The 18,806-nt window shown below is 43.1% G+C and carries 18 protein-coding genes; 10 read left to right on the forward strand and 8 right to left on the reverse strand.

All coding sequences use genetic code 11. The features are described from left to right. The first annotated feature begins 90 nt into the window (after positions 1 to 90). On the forward strand, positions 91 to 1,158 hold the full coding sequence (locus MHI25_RS13350) for an ABC transporter ATP-binding protein (RefSeq protein WP_076125977.1): 1,068 nt from the start codon (positions 91 to 93) through the stop codon (positions 1,156 to 1,158). 189 nt (positions 1,159 to 1,347) lie between these two features. Further along, positions 1,348 to 2,814, forward strand: a complete 1,467-nt coding sequence (locus MHI25_RS13355) for a family 43 glycosylhydrolase (protein WP_076125979.1) — start codon at positions 1,348 to 1,350, stop codon at positions 2,812 to 2,814. A gap of 84 nt (positions 2,815 to 2,898) precedes the next feature. On the opposite strand, the gene fabF is transcribed toward MHI25_RS13355, so the two are convergent. After that, positions 2,899 to 4,137 (reverse strand): beta-ketoacyl-ACP synthase II, encoded by a 1,239-nt coding sequence (gene fabF / locus MHI25_RS13360; protein ID WP_076306326.1) that lies wholly within the window; start codon positions 4,135 to 4,137, stop codon positions 2,899 to 2,901. Positions 4,138 to 4,264: 127 nt separating this feature from the next. On the opposite strand from fabF, the gene MHI25_RS13365 reads away from it, so the two are divergent. Then, entirely contained in the window at positions 4,265 to 5,125 is an 861-nt protein-coding gene (locus MHI25_RS13365; protein ID WP_076125982.1) for a helix-turn-helix transcriptional regulator, read from the forward strand. 60 nt (positions 5,126 to 5,185) lie between these two features. Here the strand turns inward: MHI25_RS13365 and MHI25_RS13370 are convergent, their stop codons facing one another. Then, positions 5,186 to 5,473 carry a hypothetical protein gene (locus MHI25_RS13370; RefSeq protein ID WP_076125983.1) on the reverse strand — a complete coding sequence of 96 codons (288 nt, stop codon included), beginning with the start codon at positions 5,471 to 5,473 and terminating at the stop codon, positions 5,186 to 5,188. A 162-nt stretch (positions 5,474 to 5,635) separates the two neighbouring features. Beyond that, entirely contained in the window at positions 5,636 to 6,781 is a 1,146-nt protein-coding gene (locus tag MHI25_RS13375; protein ID WP_076183499.1) for an MFS transporter, read from the reverse strand. 191 nt (positions 6,782 to 6,972) lie between these two features. On the opposite strand from MHI25_RS13375, the gene MHI25_RS13380 reads away from it, so the two are divergent. Continuing rightward, the gene (locus tag MHI25_RS13380) at positions 6,973 to 7,737 is read left to right on the forward strand and encodes an exodeoxyribonuclease III (RefSeq protein ID WP_076279814.1); all 765 of its coding nucleotides are present in this window, start codon (positions 6,973 to 6,975) and stop codon (positions 7,735 to 7,737) included. Between the two features lie 67 nt (positions 7,738 to 7,804). Here the strand turns inward: MHI25_RS13380 and MHI25_RS13385 are convergent, their stop codons facing one another. Then, positions 7,805 to 9,244, reverse strand: coding sequence for a serine hydrolase (locus MHI25_RS13385; protein ID WP_340395519.1), 1,440 nt, complete (start codon positions 9,242 to 9,244; stop codon positions 7,805 to 7,807). An 87-nt stretch (positions 9,245 to 9,331) separates the two neighbouring features. After that, a complete protein-coding gene (locus tag MHI25_RS13390) occupies positions 9,332 to 10,429 on the reverse strand; it encodes a VanZ family protein (protein ID WP_340395520.1) in 1,098 nt (365 codons plus the stop codon). Positions 10,430 to 10,620: 191 nt separating this feature from the next. Here MHI25_RS13390 and MHI25_RS13395 point away from each other — a divergent pair, with 191 nt between their 5' ends. The 3 genes from MHI25_RS13395 (at position 10,621) to MHI25_RS13405 (ending at position 12,867) form a co-directional block, all read left to right on the forward strand. Next, the gene (locus tag MHI25_RS13395; protein WP_076125990.1) at positions 10,621 to 10,968 is read left to right on the forward strand and encodes a hypothetical protein; all 348 of its coding nucleotides are present in this window, start codon (positions 10,621 to 10,623) and stop codon (positions 10,966 to 10,968) included. 103 nt (positions 10,969 to 11,071) lie between these two features. Next, positions 11,072 to 11,530: a hypothetical protein gene (locus MHI25_RS13400; protein WP_340395521.1), complete on the forward strand. Its 459-nt coding sequence runs from the start codon at positions 11,072 to 11,074 to the stop codon at positions 11,528 to 11,530. A gap of 104 nt (positions 11,531 to 11,634) precedes the next feature. Then, entirely contained in the window at positions 11,635 to 12,867 is a 1,233-nt protein-coding gene (locus MHI25_RS13405; RefSeq protein WP_340395522.1) for an aminopeptidase, read from the forward strand. A 69-nt stretch (positions 12,868 to 12,936) separates the two neighbouring features. Here MHI25_RS13405 and trpS read toward each other — a convergent pair whose 3' ends face one another. Beyond that, a complete protein-coding gene (trpS, locus tag MHI25_RS13410) occupies positions 12,937 to 13,932 on the reverse strand; it encodes a tryptophan--tRNA ligase (protein WP_340395523.1) in 996 nt (331 codons plus the stop codon). Positions 13,933 to 14,513: 581 nt separating this feature from the next. Between trpS and MHI25_RS13415 the strand changes: the two genes are divergently transcribed. Continuing rightward, positions 14,514 to 14,939: a hypothetical protein gene (locus MHI25_RS13415; protein ID WP_036686349.1), complete on the forward strand. Its 426-nt coding sequence runs from the start codon at positions 14,514 to 14,516 to the stop codon at positions 14,937 to 14,939. A 150-nt stretch (positions 14,940 to 15,089) separates the two neighbouring features. Here the strand turns inward: MHI25_RS13415 and MHI25_RS13420 are convergent, their stop codons facing one another. After that, complete coding sequence (locus tag MHI25_RS13420) at positions 15,090 to 15,473, reverse strand: winged helix-turn-helix transcriptional regulator (RefSeq protein ID WP_076125996.1); 384 nt, start codon at positions 15,471 to 15,473, stop codon at positions 15,090 to 15,092. Between the two features lie 224 nt (positions 15,474 to 15,697). Here MHI25_RS13420 and MHI25_RS13425 point away from each other — a divergent pair, with 224 nt between their 5' ends. Together MHI25_RS13425 and MHI25_RS13430 are read left to right on the forward strand one after the other, a co-directional pair. Continuing rightward, positions 15,698 to 16,234: a sigma-70 family RNA polymerase sigma factor gene (locus MHI25_RS13425; protein ID WP_036686352.1), complete on the forward strand. Its 537-nt coding sequence runs from the start codon at positions 15,698 to 15,700 to the stop codon at positions 16,232 to 16,234. Further along, positions 16,227 to 17,348: a DUF4179 domain-containing protein gene (locus MHI25_RS13430; RefSeq protein WP_340395524.1), complete on the forward strand. Its 1,122-nt coding sequence runs from the start codon at positions 16,227 to 16,229 to the stop codon at positions 17,346 to 17,348. The genes MHI25_RS13425 and MHI25_RS13430 overlap by 8 nt, the downstream gene beginning before the upstream one ends. Positions 17,349 to 17,453: 105 nt before the next feature. On the opposite strand, the gene MHI25_RS13435 is transcribed toward MHI25_RS13430, so the two are convergent. Further along, positions 17,454 to 17,621: a hypothetical protein gene (locus MHI25_RS13435; protein ID WP_340395525.1), complete on the reverse strand. Its 168-nt coding sequence runs from the start codon at positions 17,619 to 17,621 to the stop codon at positions 17,454 to 17,456. Between the last annotated feature and the right edge of the window lie 1,185 nt (positions 17,622 to 18,806).

Consider the following 18,806-nt stretch of genomic DNA (forward strand, 5'->3'; position numbering starts at 1 on the left):
AACCCTTAGAACTAGATAAAATAATACTTATTGCTTACAACTTGGTGAGAATCATTATCATAATTGACGAGGAAATGAGAGGGTGACAAGATGGAGCGCCTTTTAGAGGTAAAAGATCTAGCGATATCATTCAAAACACACGGTGGAGAAGTACAAGCGATCCGTGGTGTTAGCTTCCATGTAGATAAAGGTGAAACTCTAGCGATTGTTGGGGAATCCGGTTCCGGTAAAAGTGTAACTTCACAAGCGGTAATGAAGTTAGTTCCAACGCCGCCAGGAGAATATAAACGTGGACAAATTTTATTTGATGGACAAGATTTGATCGGTAAGTCTGAGAAGCAAATGCAGAAGATTCGTGGTAAAGAGATCGGTATGATTTTTCAGGATCCGATGACTTCCTTGAACCCGATGATGAAGGTCGGCAGACAAATTACTGAAGTACTGCACAAACATGAGAAAATCTCCAAAGAAGCTGCCAATAAACGTGGGGTTGAACTGCTTACGCTAGTAGGTATTCCTTCACCAGAGCGCCGCTTCAATCAATATCCGCATGAGTTCAGTGGCGGTATGCGTCAACGTGTCGTTATCGCAATGGCACTTGCAGCAAACCCTAAGCTTCTGATTGCGGATGAGCCAACTACAGCGCTCGACGTTACCATTCAGGCACAGATTCTTGACCTGATGAAGGAATTGCAGAAGAAGATTGATACGGCGATTATTTTTATCACCCATGATCTTGGTGTTGTAGCAAGAATGGCGGATCGTGTAGCAGTAATGTATGCCGGACAAATTGTTGAAATGGGAACTGCAGAAGAGATCTTCTACGATCCAAGACATCCTTACACTTGGGGATTGCTTGCGTCCATGCCAAGTTTAGAGAGCAAAGGTTCTTTGCTTACCGCTATTCCTGGTACCCCTCCAGATTTGATCAAACCGCCTAAGGGTGATGCCTTCGCACTTCGCAGCACCTATGCTATGCAAATCGATATGGAGAAAGAGCCTCCAATGTATAAGGTTTCGGATACCCATATGGTGAAGTCTTGGTTAATGCATCCGATGGCACCTAAGGTGGAACCACCAACAGTCGTTAAGAATAGACAACGTATACTTAAGAACGCTTATCCAGAGCCAGTTTTAGTGCAAGAAGGCGCTAAGTAAGCAACTTGTTTTAACTAAATAATAAGAGGAAACGCTAGGCCATTTAGTTGGCTTAGCGTTTTTTTTATTTTCTACAACGTTCACTATTATTTAAATAAATATGAATTAATACGAACTTAATTAAATAAAAGGGTTGACTATTTATCGTTTTCATCTCAAAATGAAAAGGCATACATAGGGGGTATAACGATGAAGAAGATAATTATTACTACTTTACTTAGCGTTTCATTATTAGCTGTAACCGCGTGCAACAACGACACGGCTAATTCTGGCAACACAAACAGCGGACCTGAGCCTGTTCAGCCTGTCTTCAAGAATGTTTCTGTACATGATCCTTCCATTATTTTGGCTGATAATAAGTACTATGTGTTTGGCTCACATTTGGCTTCTGCTAAATCCGACGACCTGATGTCCTGGACTCAATTGTCCTCTGGAGTTGTTGATGGAAACGTACTCATCCCGAATGTCAAAGAGGAATTAAAAGAGGCCTTAACCTGGGGAAAGACGGACACTTTATGGGCACCGGATGTCATTCAATTGGCGGATGGTAAATATTATATGTATTACAACGCGTGTAAAGGTGATTCCCCATTATCAGCACTTGGTATAGCCGTGTCAGACCATATTGAAGGACCTTATAAGAACAAAGGGATCTTCTTAAAGTCAGGTATGGTGGGTGTAGGCGATGACGGAGAAACTTATGATGCCACACAAAAGCCGAATGTTGTAGATCCGGATGTGTTCTTTGATAAAGAAGGCAGATTGTGGATGGTGTATGGTTCTTATTCCGGTGGTATTTTTATTATGGAACTGGATACAAGCACAGGATTCCCACTGCCGGATCAAGGTTATGGCAAAAAGCTTCTAGGCGCAAATCATGCGCGGATAGAAGCTCCCTATATGCTGTACAGTCCTGAGACGGATTACTACTACCTGTTCCTATCCTACGGGGGGCTGGCTGCTGATGGCGGATATAACATCCGTGTAGCTCGCTCGAAGACACCTGATGGACCATTTGAAGATTCTGAGGGCCAGGATATGATCGATTCACAGGGCACAGCTGGCGTATTGTTTGATGATCCTGCTTATGCTCCTTACGGAGTTAAACTCATGGGGAATTTCGAATTCCTGAATAATGACGATGAGCTCCCAGTAAGTGGGGAAGGATATGTATCACCAGGACATAACTCCGCATTTTACGATGAAGAGACTGGCAAGTATTATTTGATCTTCCATACACGGTTCCCGAATCGTGGTGAAAAGCATGAGGTTAGAGTACACCAGATGTTCATGAACGCTGATGGCTGGCCGGTGGTCGCACCACACCGTTATGGTGGCGAGACCATTGATAAATATACGAAAGAGCAAATCGCAGGCGAATACAAATATGTGAATCATAATAAAGAAATTACGGCAGATATCGTGCAATCGGAGCTAATTCAATTGACGAAGAGTGGTAAAATCAAAGGCGCAGTAAAGGGCAAGTGGAAGCTTATCGACGATCATACTGCAGAGTTAACGATAGGTGGTTCTACTTACAAGGGTGTGTTCCTGAAAGAGTGGAATGAAGCTACAGCCAGTAATGTTATGACGTTCACCGCGGTTTCTAATGAAGGGATCTCTATCTGGGGAAGTCATGTATCACCTTCGGAATAAGATAGTTTAAAAGGATTAACAGCAGAAGGGGTTTCAACTAGTCATGTGTAATGGCTAAGTTGAAACCCCTTTTATAATGTAGGATTAGTCTACGAACTTTCGGATCACAATAACAGCATTATGGCCGCCGAAGCCAAATGAATTGGAGATGCCTATTTCGAGATTAGCTTTTCGTGCATTGTTAGGTACGTAATCTAAATCACAGATGGAATCAGGGGTGTCCTGATTGATGGTAGGAGGAATGATCCCTTCTTGGATACTTTTAACTAAAGCGATGGCTTCTAAGCCGCCAGCGGCCCCTAAAGCATGTCCAGTCATGGACTTATTAGCGGTTACGGGGATGTGGTAGGCATGCTCGCCAAATAATTTTTTAATCGCTAGGGTTTCAGAATGGTCTCCTACTACTGTACTTGTCGCATGCGCACTGATTACATCTACGTTGTGGGGCTGGAGATTAGCTTCATTTAGCGCTAACTTCATAGCTTGATAGGCACCAATCCCCTCTGGATGAGTGGCAACCATATGATAAGCATCAGAGCTAGCACCATACCCGATCACTTCACCGTGAATCTTGGCGTTTCTACGCTGAGCATGGGAGAGTGACTCAAGAATGACTATGCCGCCACCTTCACCGATTACAAAGCCATCCCGTCCTCCATCGAAAGGGCGGCTCGCTTTAGTAGGCTCTTCATTTCGTGTAGATAAAGAGGTGGCATTCCCGAAGCTGGCCAACGAGATTTCAGTAATAGCAGCTTCAGAACCCCCGGCTATAACAATGTCCGCACCGCCATAACGAATTAAACGGAAGGCCTCACCAATCGCAGTATTTCCAATAGAACAAGCTGTTACTGGAGACATGGTCGGGCCGAGAGCTCCAAATTTAATGCTGATCATCGCCGCAGCCATATTGGAGATCATCATGGGAATTAAGGTAGGGCTGACTCGATCAGGTCCACGCTCTTTCAGGACCGTACCTTGATCCATCAAGGTCTGAATTCCTCCAACACCAGATCCTACATAAACGCCAAGTCTCTCCTTGTCAATCTTATCAAGCTGGAGGCCAGAATGTTTCCAAGCCTCTTCAGTAGCTGCGAGGGCAAACTGACTGAATCTGTCCATTCGCCGTGCCTCTTTACGCCCAAATCTGCCCTCTGCATCGAAATCACGTACTTCGCCGGCAATTCTCGTCTTAAAACCTGTTGTATCAAATGAAGTGATCGGGGATATACCCGATTCACCAGAAATTAGCCGATCCCAAAATTGTTCGATTGTATTTCCAAGTGGTGAGATTAAGCCCATGCCTGTAATCACTACGCGTTCCATAATGAACCTCCTCAGCTAGTGTATACTAGTATTTTTCCACTTTATTTATCCTATTACAAGTTATCGTTTATCCTAGTATAATTTGTACTATACTAAAGGAACAGAAATCCCAAAGTGGAGGTAGCTTATGGCTAATCAAACAAGATTACAAGCATTATCCGATTTTTTGAAAGCACGTCGTGCGGCAATTTCACCAAGCTCTGTAGGCTTGCCAGAAGGCACACGCAGAAGAACGCCAGGACTCCGCAGGGAAGAGGTTGCACAGCTTGCAGGGGTAAGCAGTACCTGGTATACGTGGCTTGAACAAGGCAGAGATATAAAAGTCTCGTCCTCTGTTTTGGACTGTATTGCCACTGCACTTAGGCTGACTAAAGATGAGCGGAAGTATCTTTTTGCATTGGCTTTAGAAACTGGAACCGGAACCACACCCTATCCGCAAGATGAATCTTCCGTAATTAGTCCTTCGCTGCAGAAAATTTTACAGGAACTTAAATATTGTCCTACGATAATTTCTGATAGACGTTGCGGAATCGTCGGTTGGAATGAAGCTGCCGCCCATGTTTTTCTTGATTTCTCAAAGCTGCCCATCGAAGAGCGGAATATGATCCGATTGTTATTTGTTCGTAAGGAGTTTAGGCGCTTAGCAGTGAATTGGGAACAATTCGTCAGCGGTTATCTTTCTATCTTCAGAGCGTATTACGGACAGTATGTAGAGGATCATTGGTATGATGAATTTATAGAGGAATTGAAAGAATTGCATCCGGCTTTTAATGAGATGTGGGAGCAAAGTCGGGTTAGTTCGGCCCCGGATGTGTTACTAGAATTCAGACATGCCAAGGCGGGAAAAATGTTATTTCATCTAACCTCTTTGCAGGTTCATGGCAGTGCAGATTTACGCTGCAGCATCTATACTCCTGCGGGAGATTCGAATACTGAAACCAAGCTGAAGCAGCTTATGGAGCAGCATACAATAGAAGGATTAAGCTAGATTCACATAGAGAAGCATCCCTAGCTGAACTTCCAGCTAGAGATGCCTAATGCTACACTATTAGAAATCTGATGTTGAAATTTCAATAGTTCCGAATGTGGTGCCAGCAGGAGTACTTAAGAGTGCAGCTACCAAAAGGGCATGAACTGCAAGCGTAAGGCTATTGAATGCTGGAATCGTGTATGTGATAACTGGAGCATTCACACGAGTGATTACTAAATCTACTGGGAAGTTGGAGTTATTGTTCACAGTAACAGCAGCGTTAATTCCACCTGCAAGGTTTTCATAATAAGATTTACCAATGACAGGGGCTAAATTGAAATATTGAAGCGGTAATACGATGGCCATAGTAACGACCTCCTTTTCGTTTGATAGGATATTCTATGTTGAAAATCTATTAATGCTAGAGCGAATGCCATGGTGAATTAGCACTTTTTAATAGAAAAAACCGGGGATGTCCAATAGCCACTTAGAAAGCGGCTGGGACATCCCCGGTTTATTTTCGTACGCTTATTCCGTTTTTTTACGATAAATCAGATACAGTATCAATCCGAATAGCATGCCGACAAACGACATTGCGGAGATCGTTAAGTAAAGAGCTTTACCCCCAAAGGCATCATATAATGCCCCACCAGCATAAGAAGCCAGGATACCTGATACACCGAAGAACAATAGTGCAAGGACGGTTTGCCCTGTAGCACGCCATTCCTCGGGTACAATGCTGTACAGGTATTGAATAGCAGCCGAGTAGAACACAGGGAAGGTAAGAATTTGAAGAATCTGCAAATACGCTAACAAGTGTGGATCAATGATCCAAGCTGAAATCAAGAAACGAAGGAAATAGAAGGCTCCGGAAATCGATATGATAATCAGTTCTTTTCCTTTTCGCAACCACCAGAAGCTTAATGCAAAGACAATGATTTCACTTATTGCCGCGAGGAAAAATGATTGGCCTACCAGTTGAGGACTGCCACCAAGCTCACGAATATAAACTCCAATAAATGTATCGTTCATTCGTGCGGGTACAGAGCTAATAAATATGAGCACCAGAAACATTAATGTCTTTTTGTTGCCAAAAAAGTGCTTGAGGCTATCCAGCGTGACCGGCTTACCTGTGACGGGGGCATCTGGCATGTTCCAGCTTACTATAAAGCTTATAAGGCAAATGGCAACAAACAGAAGAGCTATTCCATGAGAGCCGAAAAAACCAAGCACATAGCCAGTAATCAGAGCCATTACACCATAACCTAGCGCACCATATGTACGGATAGAACCATAGCTAATTCCAGCCGCCTCAGAGACTCGGAAATTCAAGCTTTCTGTCAGCGGATCAATGGGCATCAAGAAGAAATACAGCAGCATAGCAAAAAGAATGAGAACAACGTAACTGCTGGAATCGAACAAAAAGTATCCGGTTACCGCTGAGCATAACAGCAGAGCTAACAGCACTTTGCGGATGGTCTTTGTTTTATCACTGATCATCCCCCATAAAGGCTGGGCAACGATGGTAACAAAACCACCAGTTCCAATAATGAAGCCGATTTGCGATGGGCTTAGACCTTGTTCACTTAGATAGACTGGCAGAAAGGGAATAAACATGGCTAGCAGAGCAAAATACAAAAAGTTAAACCCTCGTAAAAGATTTGGTGCATTCATAAGTTTTTTTACCTCACGTGTTAGAAAATTTGTATAGAGTCAATTTTGCTATTGTATCATGGATAATAAATGATTAGGATATAAATCTATTCGCAGAACTGCTCAAGATGACCCTAACCCTCTATAAATTTCTGGCTGTAATATGATAAACTGGTTACTATCAAAGCAAAATGCAAGGAGAAACGTTAATGATAAAGTTGGTATCATGGAATGTGAATGGTCTTCGGGCCTGTGTGAAAAAAGGGTTTGATGATTATTTTAAGGAAGTAGAAGCAGATATTTTCTGTGTACAGGAGACGAAGCTGCAAGAAGGGCAGATTGTTCTGGAACAGGGTGAAGAATACTATCAATATTGGAATTATGCAGTGAAAAAAGGGTATTCAGGCACAGCTATATTCACCAAAATCAAGCCGATCTCTGTGAGATACGGAATGGAAGAGGATGAAGAAGCGGAAGGCCGGATTATTACGCTGGAGTTCGAACATTTTTATCTAGTGAATGTGTATACACCAAATGCCAAACGAGATCTGGCTAGATTGGATTACAGAATGGAATGGGAGGACCGCTTCCGCAATTACCTTCTGGAACTGGACAAGCTAAAACCAGTCGTTGTATGCGGCGATATGAACGTAGCCCATCAGGATATTGATATCAAAAATGCTAAAGCTAACCGCGGAAACTCTGGCTTTACCGATGAAGAAAGAGGAAAAATGAGTACGCTGCTGGAGTCCGGCTTCATAGATACCTTTAGATATTTTCATCCAGAGCTTGAAGGCGTTTATTCATGGTGGTCTTATATGCCGAAGGTGAGAGAACGGAATGTAGGCTGGCGGATTGATTATTTCCTAGCTTCTTCTAGACTTGCACCTAATCTGCTGGATGCCCAAATCGATTGCCACATTATGGGGAGCGATCATTGTCCGGTCATCCTCAAGCTTGCTGATTTCACAGATTAGAATCGAATATTTAAAAGGCCGCTAAGTCTCTTTAAAGGACGAAGCGGTCTTTTGTATTCATTAAGAATTATAGTCTGCCAATGATCTCAGGGAATTCAGTCGGTCCCATATTCACATTAAACTTTTGTTTAAGAATTAGCTGATTCTCTAGTAAGATTATTTCAAGAGTTATGCAGAAAGGCATTTCAATAAACAATAAAGTAAGCTGTAGCTGATCATCAGCAACCCAAGTAAAGCTGGACATGATTCGGTTCAAGGAAGCATCAATGACCTGTGCGAAGCTTTCGAGCCATTCCCCTCGACCAAGACAGATCACAGAATCCTCTCCAGTCTTAAATTGTAAAGTAACTGCAGCTTCGTTGTTATTGAAAGAGATAGAGAAGGTGTCCAAGGCAAATTGGTTGTCATCGAGCTTATAGGTTAAGCCGTTTATTCGTTCTTCTTGTGATGAAGAGGGCTGCAGTTGTGGCGGTTGGATAGATAAATTCTTTAATTGTTCAACCAAGTGGGCAGAAGCAGCCGGCTCTAATGGCAAGGGAGCTGGCTTCATCGCGGGAAGCAGATGTTCCCACACAGCATTCAACATTCCTTGTATACTGTCTGATGCAGCGGTAGTAATAATTACGGCATCTTGCTCCGGAAGCACGATACAGAGTTGACCGAAGGCGCCATCTGCCCGGTAGGCACCGTGCTGGCATTGCCAGAACTGATACCCATATCCCATTGCCCAGTCATGATCACCTTCGCCATTGGAAATATGTTTGGTAGTAGCCTCATTAATCCACTTTTCAGGCAGAACCCGTTGATTATTCCAGATTCCTTTTTGTAAGTATAGCTGGCCGAATTTAGCGATATCCTCGGTTGTAATGTTTAAGCCAAATCCCCCTGTGTTAATTCCACGTGGACAAGACTCCCACGTTGCACCCTGAATGCCCAGAGGCACGAAGAGGCGCGGTTCTAAATATTCTAGCAGTGTTTGGCCAGTAACCCGTTGAAGGATCGCGGCCAGCATGTAAGTAGCACCGGTATTATATAGGAAATGTGTACCCGGTTGTTTCTCGACGGGGACGGAGAAGAAAGCTTTCACCCAATTCCCGTCGGCACTTTTGCGAAGGGTGTCCATAGTATCCACGACATGCCCGGTACCCATCATCAATAGATGTCTGATTGTCATATTAGATAGATTCTCCGTGATAATCGAAGGAGCCTCTTCAGGGAAAAAGGAGAGGACAGAATCATCGAGGGTGACAAGTTTCTCAGTAACAGCTAACCCGATTGCGGTTGAGGTGAAGCTTTTGCTAAGGGAAAATAACATATGCGGAAGAACGGACCTGTAAGGAGCCCACCAGCCTTCAGAGACCACATAACCATGTCGTAGTAGCATAAAGCTGTGCAGGCCTAAATTTTGTTCCTCTACTGCACTAATAAAGCGGGATATTGCGGTTAATGAAATCCCCTGTTTTTCTGGAAGACTTCTAGATAACTGCAAGCTGCTTGTAGTTTCCATACGCTCATCTCCTAAATTTTGAGAATGCTCACCTCCTAATTCTATAATAATTTCCAATGTAAAAATACCATTTAAATAATAACTAGTTTAGCTTTCTACAGGGCTGTTGCTGGATACATCAGATTGGAGCCGTTTCTCTGGCCAAGAAATAACATGAGAAGTTCGACTTAGTTTCTCATATATTAGCTGAGTTTCTTTTTTGAATATACTAATGACTAAATGAATAAAGAAAGCCAAGTCTATCAATAGAACAAACAGATGAATAAGCATATTCCATACGGAGGAAAGATGCCCTAGAAGGGCGGAATCAAGCAAAAGAGCGTGAATCCCAAGCAGCACCCAATATAGCAGGCCATATCTGATCATCAGAGCCCAGAAAAAAGCATGATTCCCGCTGCTCTTCACCCGAATCCGCACCATCCATTTCCCTAAGGTCCGTCCGCCCGTGAGAGCCGGAACAAGCATGAAGTAAATACCAGTTACAATCCAGAAGGCAGCTTTTATATCGAATCCGAAGAGTACCCCAAACCCGATGCTCCACACCATACTATCGATTAGAAAAGCTATTCCTCTGCGGGTATAGGAGACTCTTTTGGCAGAGCGGTCAATGTTTGTATCCAGTTGTTCTATACGTGGCAATAGCCCGGAGATCCAAATGGAAATTCGAAATCCAAAAATCCCTCCGATTGTGTTGGTAATGAGATCATCGACATCAAAAAGACGGTAAGGATGATCGAAGAAACCATAAATTCCTGTAATCTGCGTGATCTCAAAGGACAAGGAAAAGGCAAAGGATAGTAGAATGCACACGACCCAGCGTGTACGAAAATAATAGCCCAAAAACATTCCAAACGGTACGGTCAATGCAACGTTAAAAATGACCTGTAAAAATGCAGGCTCACGCAGTAATGACCAGTAGGTCGAGATTTGTTCAGGGATGATTGACGATCCATCCATAATATCCTGAATAAACTGAAGGGGAATGAATTGGACGACACTCCCAGAAGGTGCAGCATTGTGCCGGGAGGATGGAAAAGGAAGCAAGACAAGAAAATAAGCGTTCATCAGATAGAGCAGCAGCAGATATAGGATTAAAGCTCTAAGCTTATGTATATAGCCATGTCTGCGGTATTGTACGATAAGAAAAGGTAGTGTGAAGACCAGCGCTGCTATTGGAAACATCATGAACGCATACGAAATTGGAAAAAAGTACGAATGAAACATAAGTCACCTGCCGTGGAATTGTTTTTATAAGAAATTTGACTCTACTTGGAAATAAGCTATCCCCGGCTCATTATAAGTTTTTATGATAGGGAACTCAACTAATTTATCGAACGTTTCCGGCATACATATGTCTATGAAGGAGCGTGAAGTGGATGGAGAAAAAGGTTCAGCAGTATTATCGGCTCAAGCAAAAGCAAAAGGATATTGAAAAAGAATTGGCCGAGCTTCGTCAGGATATTTTAAATTATTGTAGTCAGCAGGAAACTAACGAGACTGAAATTGGCAGCTATAAAGTGAAGCTGGTCGTGCAAAACCGCAAAGAATATGATGATGCAAAGTTATATGAGACCTTATCAGACCCCGAAGTGTGGCGTTTGCTCTCCAAATCAGATCCGGCAAAGGTGGCAAGCTTGACCAAGTTGAATGTAATTTCAGAGGATAAAATCATGCATACTTATGCTTTGAAGACAGTGACACTGTTACAGGTGGATAAAAAATAGGGATTGAAGTGAGCGGTTCCTCGTGGGAGCCGCTTAATTTGGCTCATAACTGTCCAAATTAAGGAAATATGTTACAGTATTAGGGTGGAAGGGAGGTTGAATAGTGAAAAAAATAATCATCGGAGGCGTCATGGGCTTAACGATTTTACTTTTTTTCTTCTTTATTTTGCGGCATAATAATCAATCACTTGAGGTGAAACCGGATGTTATGTTCCCAACAGCGGAATACAGGGTGACTGATAGTAGTGCTCCAGGATTACCTATGCTTATAACTGCTGAAGGGGCGGATGTTATTAAGATACAGGCTACATCCGGCAATTTATTGTTATGGACTCCCCCTGACTACAAAGTGCATAACAAAGGTCTTGAGCTGAAAATCAAATCTGGAGATCAAATTTATTGGAGTCCAATGGATGGGGAGAATAAGCAAATAGATGAACCTCAGGATACCAAGATCACAGTGATGGCTTACCACAATAACAAGCAGATCGGAACGTCCATTGTAGAGATTCATAAGAATGATCTAGGTGTCTATACAGGCGAAATACCTGAAGTGAAGTAGCTGAGAATCTAAATCGAATCGCAACTATCCTCGTTTTGCGTTAAAATAAGAAGTGAAGCTGACCGAGTGCTTATAGCAACCCTAGAGATGGAGGAAGAGAATTCATGAAAGATTTTGAAGTAATGCTGGAGAAATATGCGAACCTAGTTGTAAAAGTAGGAGTAGATGTACAGCCTGGACAAGTCCTTATGGTACATGCACCGATAGAAACCGCAGAACTTACTCGCTTGATTGTAGCGAAAGCCTATGAAGCGGGAGCTAAATATGTAATTGTTGACTGGGACGATGAAGCAACTACACGGATCCGTTATGAAAAAGCCCCAGAGGATTCTTTCGATTACTATCCACAGTGGCAGGCTGAGATGATGGAGAAATTCGCGGAAGAGAATGGTGCCATCTTACATATTAAAGTACCTGATCCTGAACTGTTTAATGGCATTGATTCTTCTAAGGTATCTAGAGCAGTCAAAGCAGCGGCTGTTGCTCGCAAGAACTACTCCAAATATACTCGGAACAGCAAAATCAGCTGGTCTCTGGTCAAAGCGCCAACACGTGCTTGGGCGAACAAGGTTTTTGCCGATCTTCCTGAAGAAGAGCGGGTAGAGGCGATGTGGGAAGCTGTATTCCAGATGAATCGTGTGGGCAGCAATGATCCGGTAGCTGCTTGGAGAGAGCATATTGGTCAGTTGAAAGAAAGTCAGGACAGAATGAACGCTAAACGTTATAAAAGCTTGCATTACCGTGCTCCGGGAACGGATCTGCATGTAGAGCTTCCGGAAGGCCATTTATGGCGCGGGGGTGGCGGTGAGAATGATAAAGGCGTATATTTTGTAGCTAATATGCCAACGGAAGAGATTTATTCCATGCCCCATCGGACTGGCGTTAATGGCACAGTTAGAAGCACGCTCCCTCTTAATTTGAATGGACGGTTAGTTGAAGGACTTTCATTCACTTTTGAAAAAGGGAAAGTCGTAGCTTATGAAGCTGAATCCGGACGCGAACATTTAACCTCACTGCTGGCAACGGATGAAGGTGCATCTTATCTAGGAGAAGTAGCCTTAGTGCAGCATGATTCTCCAATCTCTCGCTTGAACCGCATTTTTTACAATACAGGGATTGATGAGAATGCCTCCTGCCATTTCGCGCTAGGAAGTGCTTATCCTGTAAATATTGAAGGCGGCACAAAGCTTACGAACGAAGAGCTTGTCGCTAGAGGAGCTAATGTCAGCTTAACTCATGTCGATTTTATGATCGGTTCAGCAGAGCTGGATATTGACGGAGAGCTGGCGGACGGTACGATTGAACCCGTATTCCGTAAGGGAAATTGGGTGTTGTAAGGAGAAGAAAAAAGCCGGATCTCTTCCAATGAGATTCCGGCTTTTTTTGAGTGCCTATACTGGTCATTTTTAGATTGAAAAATAGTTAAGACACATAGCCTCACGTACTTCGGTCATCGTTTCTTGAGCAATGCTGCGGGCATGCTGTGTTCCAGAGATTAAGATTTCCTGCACAAGCTTCGGCTTAGTAGCATAATAGGAACGACGCTCTCGCATCGGTTCTATAAGCTGATCTAGTGCTGTCGAAATCAACTGTTTGCAAGCAGAACAACCCATGGTACCCTGCTCACAGCCTTCACGAATTTCGGTTACCCCCGCTGAGCGAAAAGCACCATGATAAGCAAAAATAGGACAGATATCTGGATGTCCAGGATCATTTTTATGCACACGCGCTGGATCGGTTGTGGCTTTTCGTATCTTAAAGATAATCTCTTCCTTAGTGGAGTCCAGCTCGATGGCATTGCCAAGGCTTTTACTCATTTTAGCGTTGCCATCCGTACCCACAAGCCTCGGAGTCTCACTGATCAGCGCTTTGGGTTCCACCAGTATCGGGCTGTACAGCTCGTTGAATCTGCGGACGATTTTACGGGTTAATTCCAGATGAGGGAGTTGGTCTTCCCCTACAGGAATTATCGTTGCTTTACAAAATGTTATGTCAGCAGTCTGACTAACTGGATAACCAAGAAAACCGTAATACAATTCATCTAAGCTCGAATTTTTCGATTCGGCTTTAATCGTGGGATTATGCCGTAAAGAATTCACAGTAACAAACATAGAGAACAAGAGGGTCAGCTCTGCGATTTCAGGGATCATCGATTGAATAAATATAGTTGTTTTCTCCGGATTTATACCCGCAGATAAATAGTCCAGTGTGATCTCATGCAGATGTTGACCCAGCAGCTGTGGACGATCAAAATGGGTCGTTAGGGCTTGAATATCGGCTAAAAACACAAAAGTTTCATATTGCTCCTGAAGGGCTACTCGGGTCTGCAAGCTGCCGGCGTAATGGCCAAGGTGAAGCTTTCCAGTCACTCGATCTCCAGTTAAGACACGTTCGTTCATCATATAAATTCCTCCTGTTATTTAGCATTTGGTTACACTCGAGTCGCCACCACCAGCCATCATCCATGGCCATCACCTCCTTTAAATGACAAAAAAACCTCATCCAATAAGGACGAAGTTGTCGTGGTACCACCTTAAATGATCGTGTCACCTTACGATTCTTGGCTTTCGATCTTCTCTTACCTGTACGGAGAGGTTGAATTTATTCTCGATACAGGTCCCTTGATAACGGCGGGAACCCCGGTTTTCCCTACTGCATCCATTAGATAGTTCGGAAAAACAACTATAAAGGCCATTCGAGCATACGCTGGTCACCGTTTCGCACCTACCACCGGCTCTCTGAAGACCATGTTCGTCTGTCTACTTACCCTTTGTCATCGTTGTTCATGATATGTGAATTATTGTAATGCTGAACAGGGGTGTTGTCAATGAGTAGAAATCGTATGGTGATTGACGAGGTATCTAGGTTTATATGATCTAGCAAAGTATACCTTAAATGTATATAATCATCAGGAATTAAGTCCAATCTATCATTGTGGATTCACAATATACTACTCTATAACCTTGAAATGGAGTGATGATAAATGGCGACAATAATAAGTTATGGGTCACAGGCAAAAATCCCGTTAGATCCGTTTACTACTGCTATAACGGTTGCAGGGATTCCTGGAGCTGGAGCGGGTTTAGCTACAGCGCAAGTAAATATTAGTCCGGCTAATCCGGCTTCTTTCTCCAGTAGAGTCGAGTTAAATGGAAGTTTTAGTCTTACTGCACTTGCTAATAGCCAATTTCTTGTTATCATCCGACGAGCTGGAGTCGATATTTATAGATCCTTTTATCGTTTTACTACAATTACTGATATTCAATTAAGTGCTCAGTGGGTCGATGGTGCTTATATTGGAGTCCACAACTATGAATTGGTAATTCAGAATGATAGCAACTTGCCTATTAATCTATTTGGACCCATATCATTCACAGCAACTGCTATTGGAGGAGAGGGCGTAATTTAAGTTATGTTCCTGTGCGCCATTTAAGGGACGGGTGAATCAAAGCTTTGGACAGTTGAATCGATCTGATTCAGCTGTCCTTTTTTCGTGGGCGTATAATTGAAGTCCAACTCTCGCAGCATAAATCTCCAACCATTTTCTTGATATAGCGGTTTATTTATTTAAGATGTTATCCTCTAAAACAGCGTATTTATCACCGTATTGCTTAATGATATGTTGTTCTCCCCAATTACATAATGCAGTCAAAATATCGCTTAAACTATCCCCATATTCACTAAGCTCGTATTCTACTTTTGGTGGAACCTGATTATAAACAATTCGGTTGATGATTCCATCTGCCTCAAGCTCGCGTAGCTGCTGGGTTAACATTTTTTGAGTAATGCCGGGCATCAACTGTTTTAACTCGGAGGTGCGTTTTTTGCCATGAGTTAAATGACATAGAATTACGCATTTCCATTTCCCTCCGATGACCTCTAGTGTGGCTTCAACAGAAATATTGTATTTTTTCTTGACAGTTGTTGTAGATGTTGTTGTCATGATAACCTCCAAGGTATGGGTACTTTTTAGCACCTATGGCACTTTTGAGTGCGTACTATTAATTATGTCCAATTTAACTCATCATAACATTTTTCGTTCAATTTTTATAGAATGCTATAATTTAAAGAGCTTTGAGCAAAAAAAGCAAAACGAAATAAAAACCGTTTCTATACCTCCCCCGTCTTAATCTATGAAAGGTTGAAGAGAGGAGGCTAAGGAAGGACATGACGATGACTAATGCAGAAATGAAAAAAGTAACGATTCTTGATACTCGGAGCGAGACAGATTTTTACGATTCGATATTGGTACATAGAGAACAATTGTACAGTATTGCTTATAGTTACTTGCGTAACCGAAACGATGCGCTAGAAGCGATGCAGGAAATGACTTGCCGGGCTTGGATTAAAAGAAAAACTTTAAAGGACCCCAAAGCATTCAAATCATGGATTATTCGAATTCTAATTTATGTCTGTATAGATGAACAAAGACGGAGAAAACGTTCCATGCCGCTGGTAGATGAAAGAATAGGAGAACAGGTCACACACATTGGCCATCATCGGATGGAAATGCTGTGGGCACTCGAGCAGGTTAAGCCCAAGTATCGCCATGTGCTGCTGCTAAAATACTACAACGATATGACCTTGACTGAGATCGCTAACATTATGAATAAACCCGAGGGGACGGTTAAGACTTGGCAGCATAAGGGGCTGAAGCAGTTGCGAACCATCATAAAGAATCGGGGTGAATGGAACAATGAGTAGTCAAGAGGAGCTTGCCATGTTAAGCGATGCCGAACGTATCCCACAAGAACAAAAAATAGAGAATGCAGCCGCTCAGATCTATGCGATCCAAGCAGGTTTGGAATTAGGCAAGAAACGTGGCAGAAGGTTAATATTCACAAAAAGCGCGATGTCTGTGCTGGCGGCTGCAGTGATGATAGCGGGCTTGCTGTTCTTCAATCCAACCCAGCTGTTGCCACAGCAAGGGACTTCGAGTGTTGATACGTTCGATTGGGGCGTATTGGAGCCTTTTAAAACATTGGCTGCAGCTGATATTGATGCTCTTACACTAGAGTCTGCAATCCGGAATGATTATGTACAAATCGTTAATAAGAGTGCTGAATCAAATGGATATAAAATTACGCTAAATGCTGTGCTTGCTGATGAAAATAAAATCATGCTGCTGTATACAGGGACAACAAGTGACGGTCAGGAAGTGTACAGTGTAAATAGTGTGAAGCTGACAGATGCTGAAACTGGACGAGATGTAATGGAGGAGAATGGGAATAGGGGCGGAATGGGAGCACACGCAGAGGGAACCATATATACTTGGCTCGGCAAAACTGTATTTTCACTGGACCGAAATAGACCAAGGCCAACAGACGTAGTGGCGGATTTTCAGATTGCCTCTGTAGACCCGGGAATGTTAAGTAAACCGAAAACAGGAACGGTTTTATCCGACATGCGGTATTCTGATCGTTTAAAAGTGAACTTCTCTATTGATCCTAAGTTTTGGGAGCTGAAGACGGAGACATTAGTTGTAGACCACCCCTTCATAATTGACGGACAGGAAGTAAAACTAGCCGAAGTCGAGCTTTCTCCGTTAAGCATAGCGCTCAAATTTATGATAAATGAGGAATTGCAAACGGATTGGATCGTCCGAAATGAACTGTTTCAAAAGCTCCCCTATGAGTTAACAGCGCAGGTTGGGAAGCGCGACATTAAAATTAATCCGAATTCTGGTAGTGGATCTGATGATGGATTTATAAGTTACTTCAGCAGTAATGTGTTGGATCACCCGAAGTCACTGCGACTGAAACTTAATGCGGGGGCAGATCGAGAGAAAGAAGAGTATATTGGTATTCTGAAAAAATGAGCGGTAAGCGATATTAGTGAATATGCGTTGGGAGTTGTAATATAGAAAAAGGCCGCAGGTTGCGGCCTTTTTGTTATTGTTGGGACATTATACTAACTTTGCGAGTTACCTTTTAACACCAAACACGCCACTTGTTAAATGAGAACAAACTCCTGATGCTCCTATCGGGACTGTATGTGCATAATGCTCCTCAGGTTTCTCATGTTCCTCACGTTTCACAGGTTTCTCACGTTTCACAGGCTCCTCAGGCACCTCATGTTTCTCACGTTTCACAGGCTCCTCACGTTTCTCAGGTTTCTCATGTTCCTCACGCGCGTAACACTCCTAACGGACTGTATTGCAGCTATTTTAGCTTTTTTGAGCATTTTGCTGAGTTTTCGGACTGCATAGCTCTTATTGGTCTAAATCCACACCAAAATTGAGCATATTGGGTTGAATAGCTGCATCTGAGTCCGATAGCACTGCGAAATGCCCGGATTCTTCGAAATAAGGGCTCCTGAGTCCGAACCATCTGACCTCGTAAATACTGCACTGTAAAATCGTCGTCTGAGCGTCTTAGCTATTTCGGGTGTACAAAAGTGGCGTTAGTGTGGCATTAGTGCGGTACAAATGAGTTGCTAATGTGGCAACTAAGTTAATAACGCTCCTCAGGTTTCTCATGCTCCTCAGGTTTCTCATGCTCCTCACGTTTCTCATGCTCCTCATGTTCCTCACGCGCGTAACACTCCTAACGGACCGTATTGCAGCTATTTTCGCTTTTTGGACCAATTTGCTTAGTTTTCGGACTGCATAGCTCTTATTGGTCTAAATCCACACCAAAATTGAGCATATCGGGTTGAATAGCTGCATCTGAGTCCGATAGCACTGCGAAATGCCCGGATTCTTCGAAATAAGGGCTCCTGAGTCCGAACCATCTGACCTCGTAAATACTGCACTGTAAAATCGTCGTCTGAGCGTCTTAGCTATTTCGGGTGTACAAAAGTGGCGTTAGTGTGGCATTAGTGCGGTACAAATGAGTTGCTAATGTGGCAACTAAGTTAATAACGCTCCTCAGGTTTCTCATGCTCCTCACGTTTCTCATGCTCCTCATGTTCCTCACGCGCGTAACACTCCTAACGGACCGTATTGCAGCTATTTTCGCTTTTTGGACCAATTTGCTTAGTTTTCGGACTGCATAGCTCTTATTGGTCTAAATCCACACCAAAATTGAGCATATCGGGTTGAATAGCTGCATCTGAGTCCGATAGCACTGCGAAATGCCCGGATTCTTCGAAATAAGGGCTCCTGAGTCCGAACCATCTGACCTCGTAAATACTGCACTATAAACTGTAAAATCGTCGTCTGACCTCGTAAATACTGCACTGTAAACTAAAATCGTCGTCTGACCTCGTAAATATTACACTCTAAACTGTAAAATCACCGTCTGAGCGTCTGAGCAATTTCGGCGGTACAAAAGTG

It is taken from the genome of Paenibacillus sp. FSL E2-0177 (genome assembly GCF_037992975.1).
Lineage (GTDB): Bacteria > Bacillota > Bacilli > Paenibacillales > Paenibacillaceae > Paenibacillus_AQ > Paenibacillus_AQ odorifer.

Excerpts from the sequence above, each read along its gene's own strand:
- MHI25_RS13350 (WP_076125977.1), top strand. The coding sequence starts at position 91 with ATGGAGCGCCTTTTAGAGGTAAAAGATCTAGCGATATCATTCAAAACA.
- MHI25_RS13390 (WP_340395520.1), bottom strand. The coding sequence starts at position 10,429 with ATGATGTTTCCAATAGCAGCGCTGGTCTTCACACTACCTTTTCTTATC.
- MHI25_RS13430 (WP_340395524.1), top strand. The coding sequence starts at position 16,227 with ATGAGTAGTCAAGAGGAGCTTGCCATGTTAAGCGATGCCGAACGTATC.
- MHI25_RS13425 (WP_036686352.1), top strand. The coding sequence starts at position 15,698 with ATGACGATGACTAATGCAGAAATGAAAAAAGTAACGATTCTTGATACT.
- MHI25_RS13415 (WP_036686349.1), top strand. The coding sequence starts at position 14,514 with ATGGCGACAATAATAAGTTATGGGTCACAGGCAAAAATCCCGTTAGAT.
- fabF (WP_076306326.1), bottom strand. The coding sequence starts at position 4,137 with ATGGAACGCGTAGTGATTACAGGCATGGGCTTAATCTCACCACTTGGA.
- MHI25_RS13385 (WP_340395519.1), bottom strand. The coding sequence starts at position 9,244 with ATGGAAACTACAAGCAGCTTGCAGTTATCTAGAAGTCTTCCAGAAAAA.
- MHI25_RS13370 (WP_076125983.1), bottom strand. The coding sequence starts at position 5,473 with ATGGCCATCGTATTACCGCTTCAATATTTCAATTTAGCCCCTGTCATT.
- MHI25_RS13355 (WP_076125979.1), top strand. The coding sequence starts at position 1,348 with ATGAAGAAGATAATTATTACTACTTTACTTAGCGTTTCATTATTAGCT.
- MHI25_RS13405 (WP_340395522.1), top strand. The coding sequence starts at position 11,635 with ATGAAAGATTTTGAAGTAATGCTGGAGAAATATGCGAACCTAGTTGTA.
- trpS (WP_340395523.1), bottom strand. The coding sequence starts at position 13,932 with ATGATGAACGAACGTGTCTTAACTGGAGATCGAGTGACTGGAAAGCTT.
- MHI25_RS13420 (WP_076125996.1), bottom strand. The coding sequence starts at position 15,473 with ATGACAACAACATCTACAACAACTGTCAAGAAAAAATACAATATTTCT.
- MHI25_RS13365 (WP_076125982.1), top strand. The coding sequence starts at position 4,265 with ATGGCTAATCAAACAAGATTACAAGCATTATCCGATTTTTTGAAAGCA.
- MHI25_RS13395 (WP_076125990.1), top strand. The coding sequence starts at position 10,621 with ATGGAGAAAAAGGTTCAGCAGTATTATCGGCTCAAGCAAAAGCAAAAG.
- MHI25_RS13375 (WP_076183499.1), bottom strand. The coding sequence starts at position 6,781 with ATGAATGCACCAAATCTTTTACGAGGGTTTAACTTTTTGTATTTTGCT.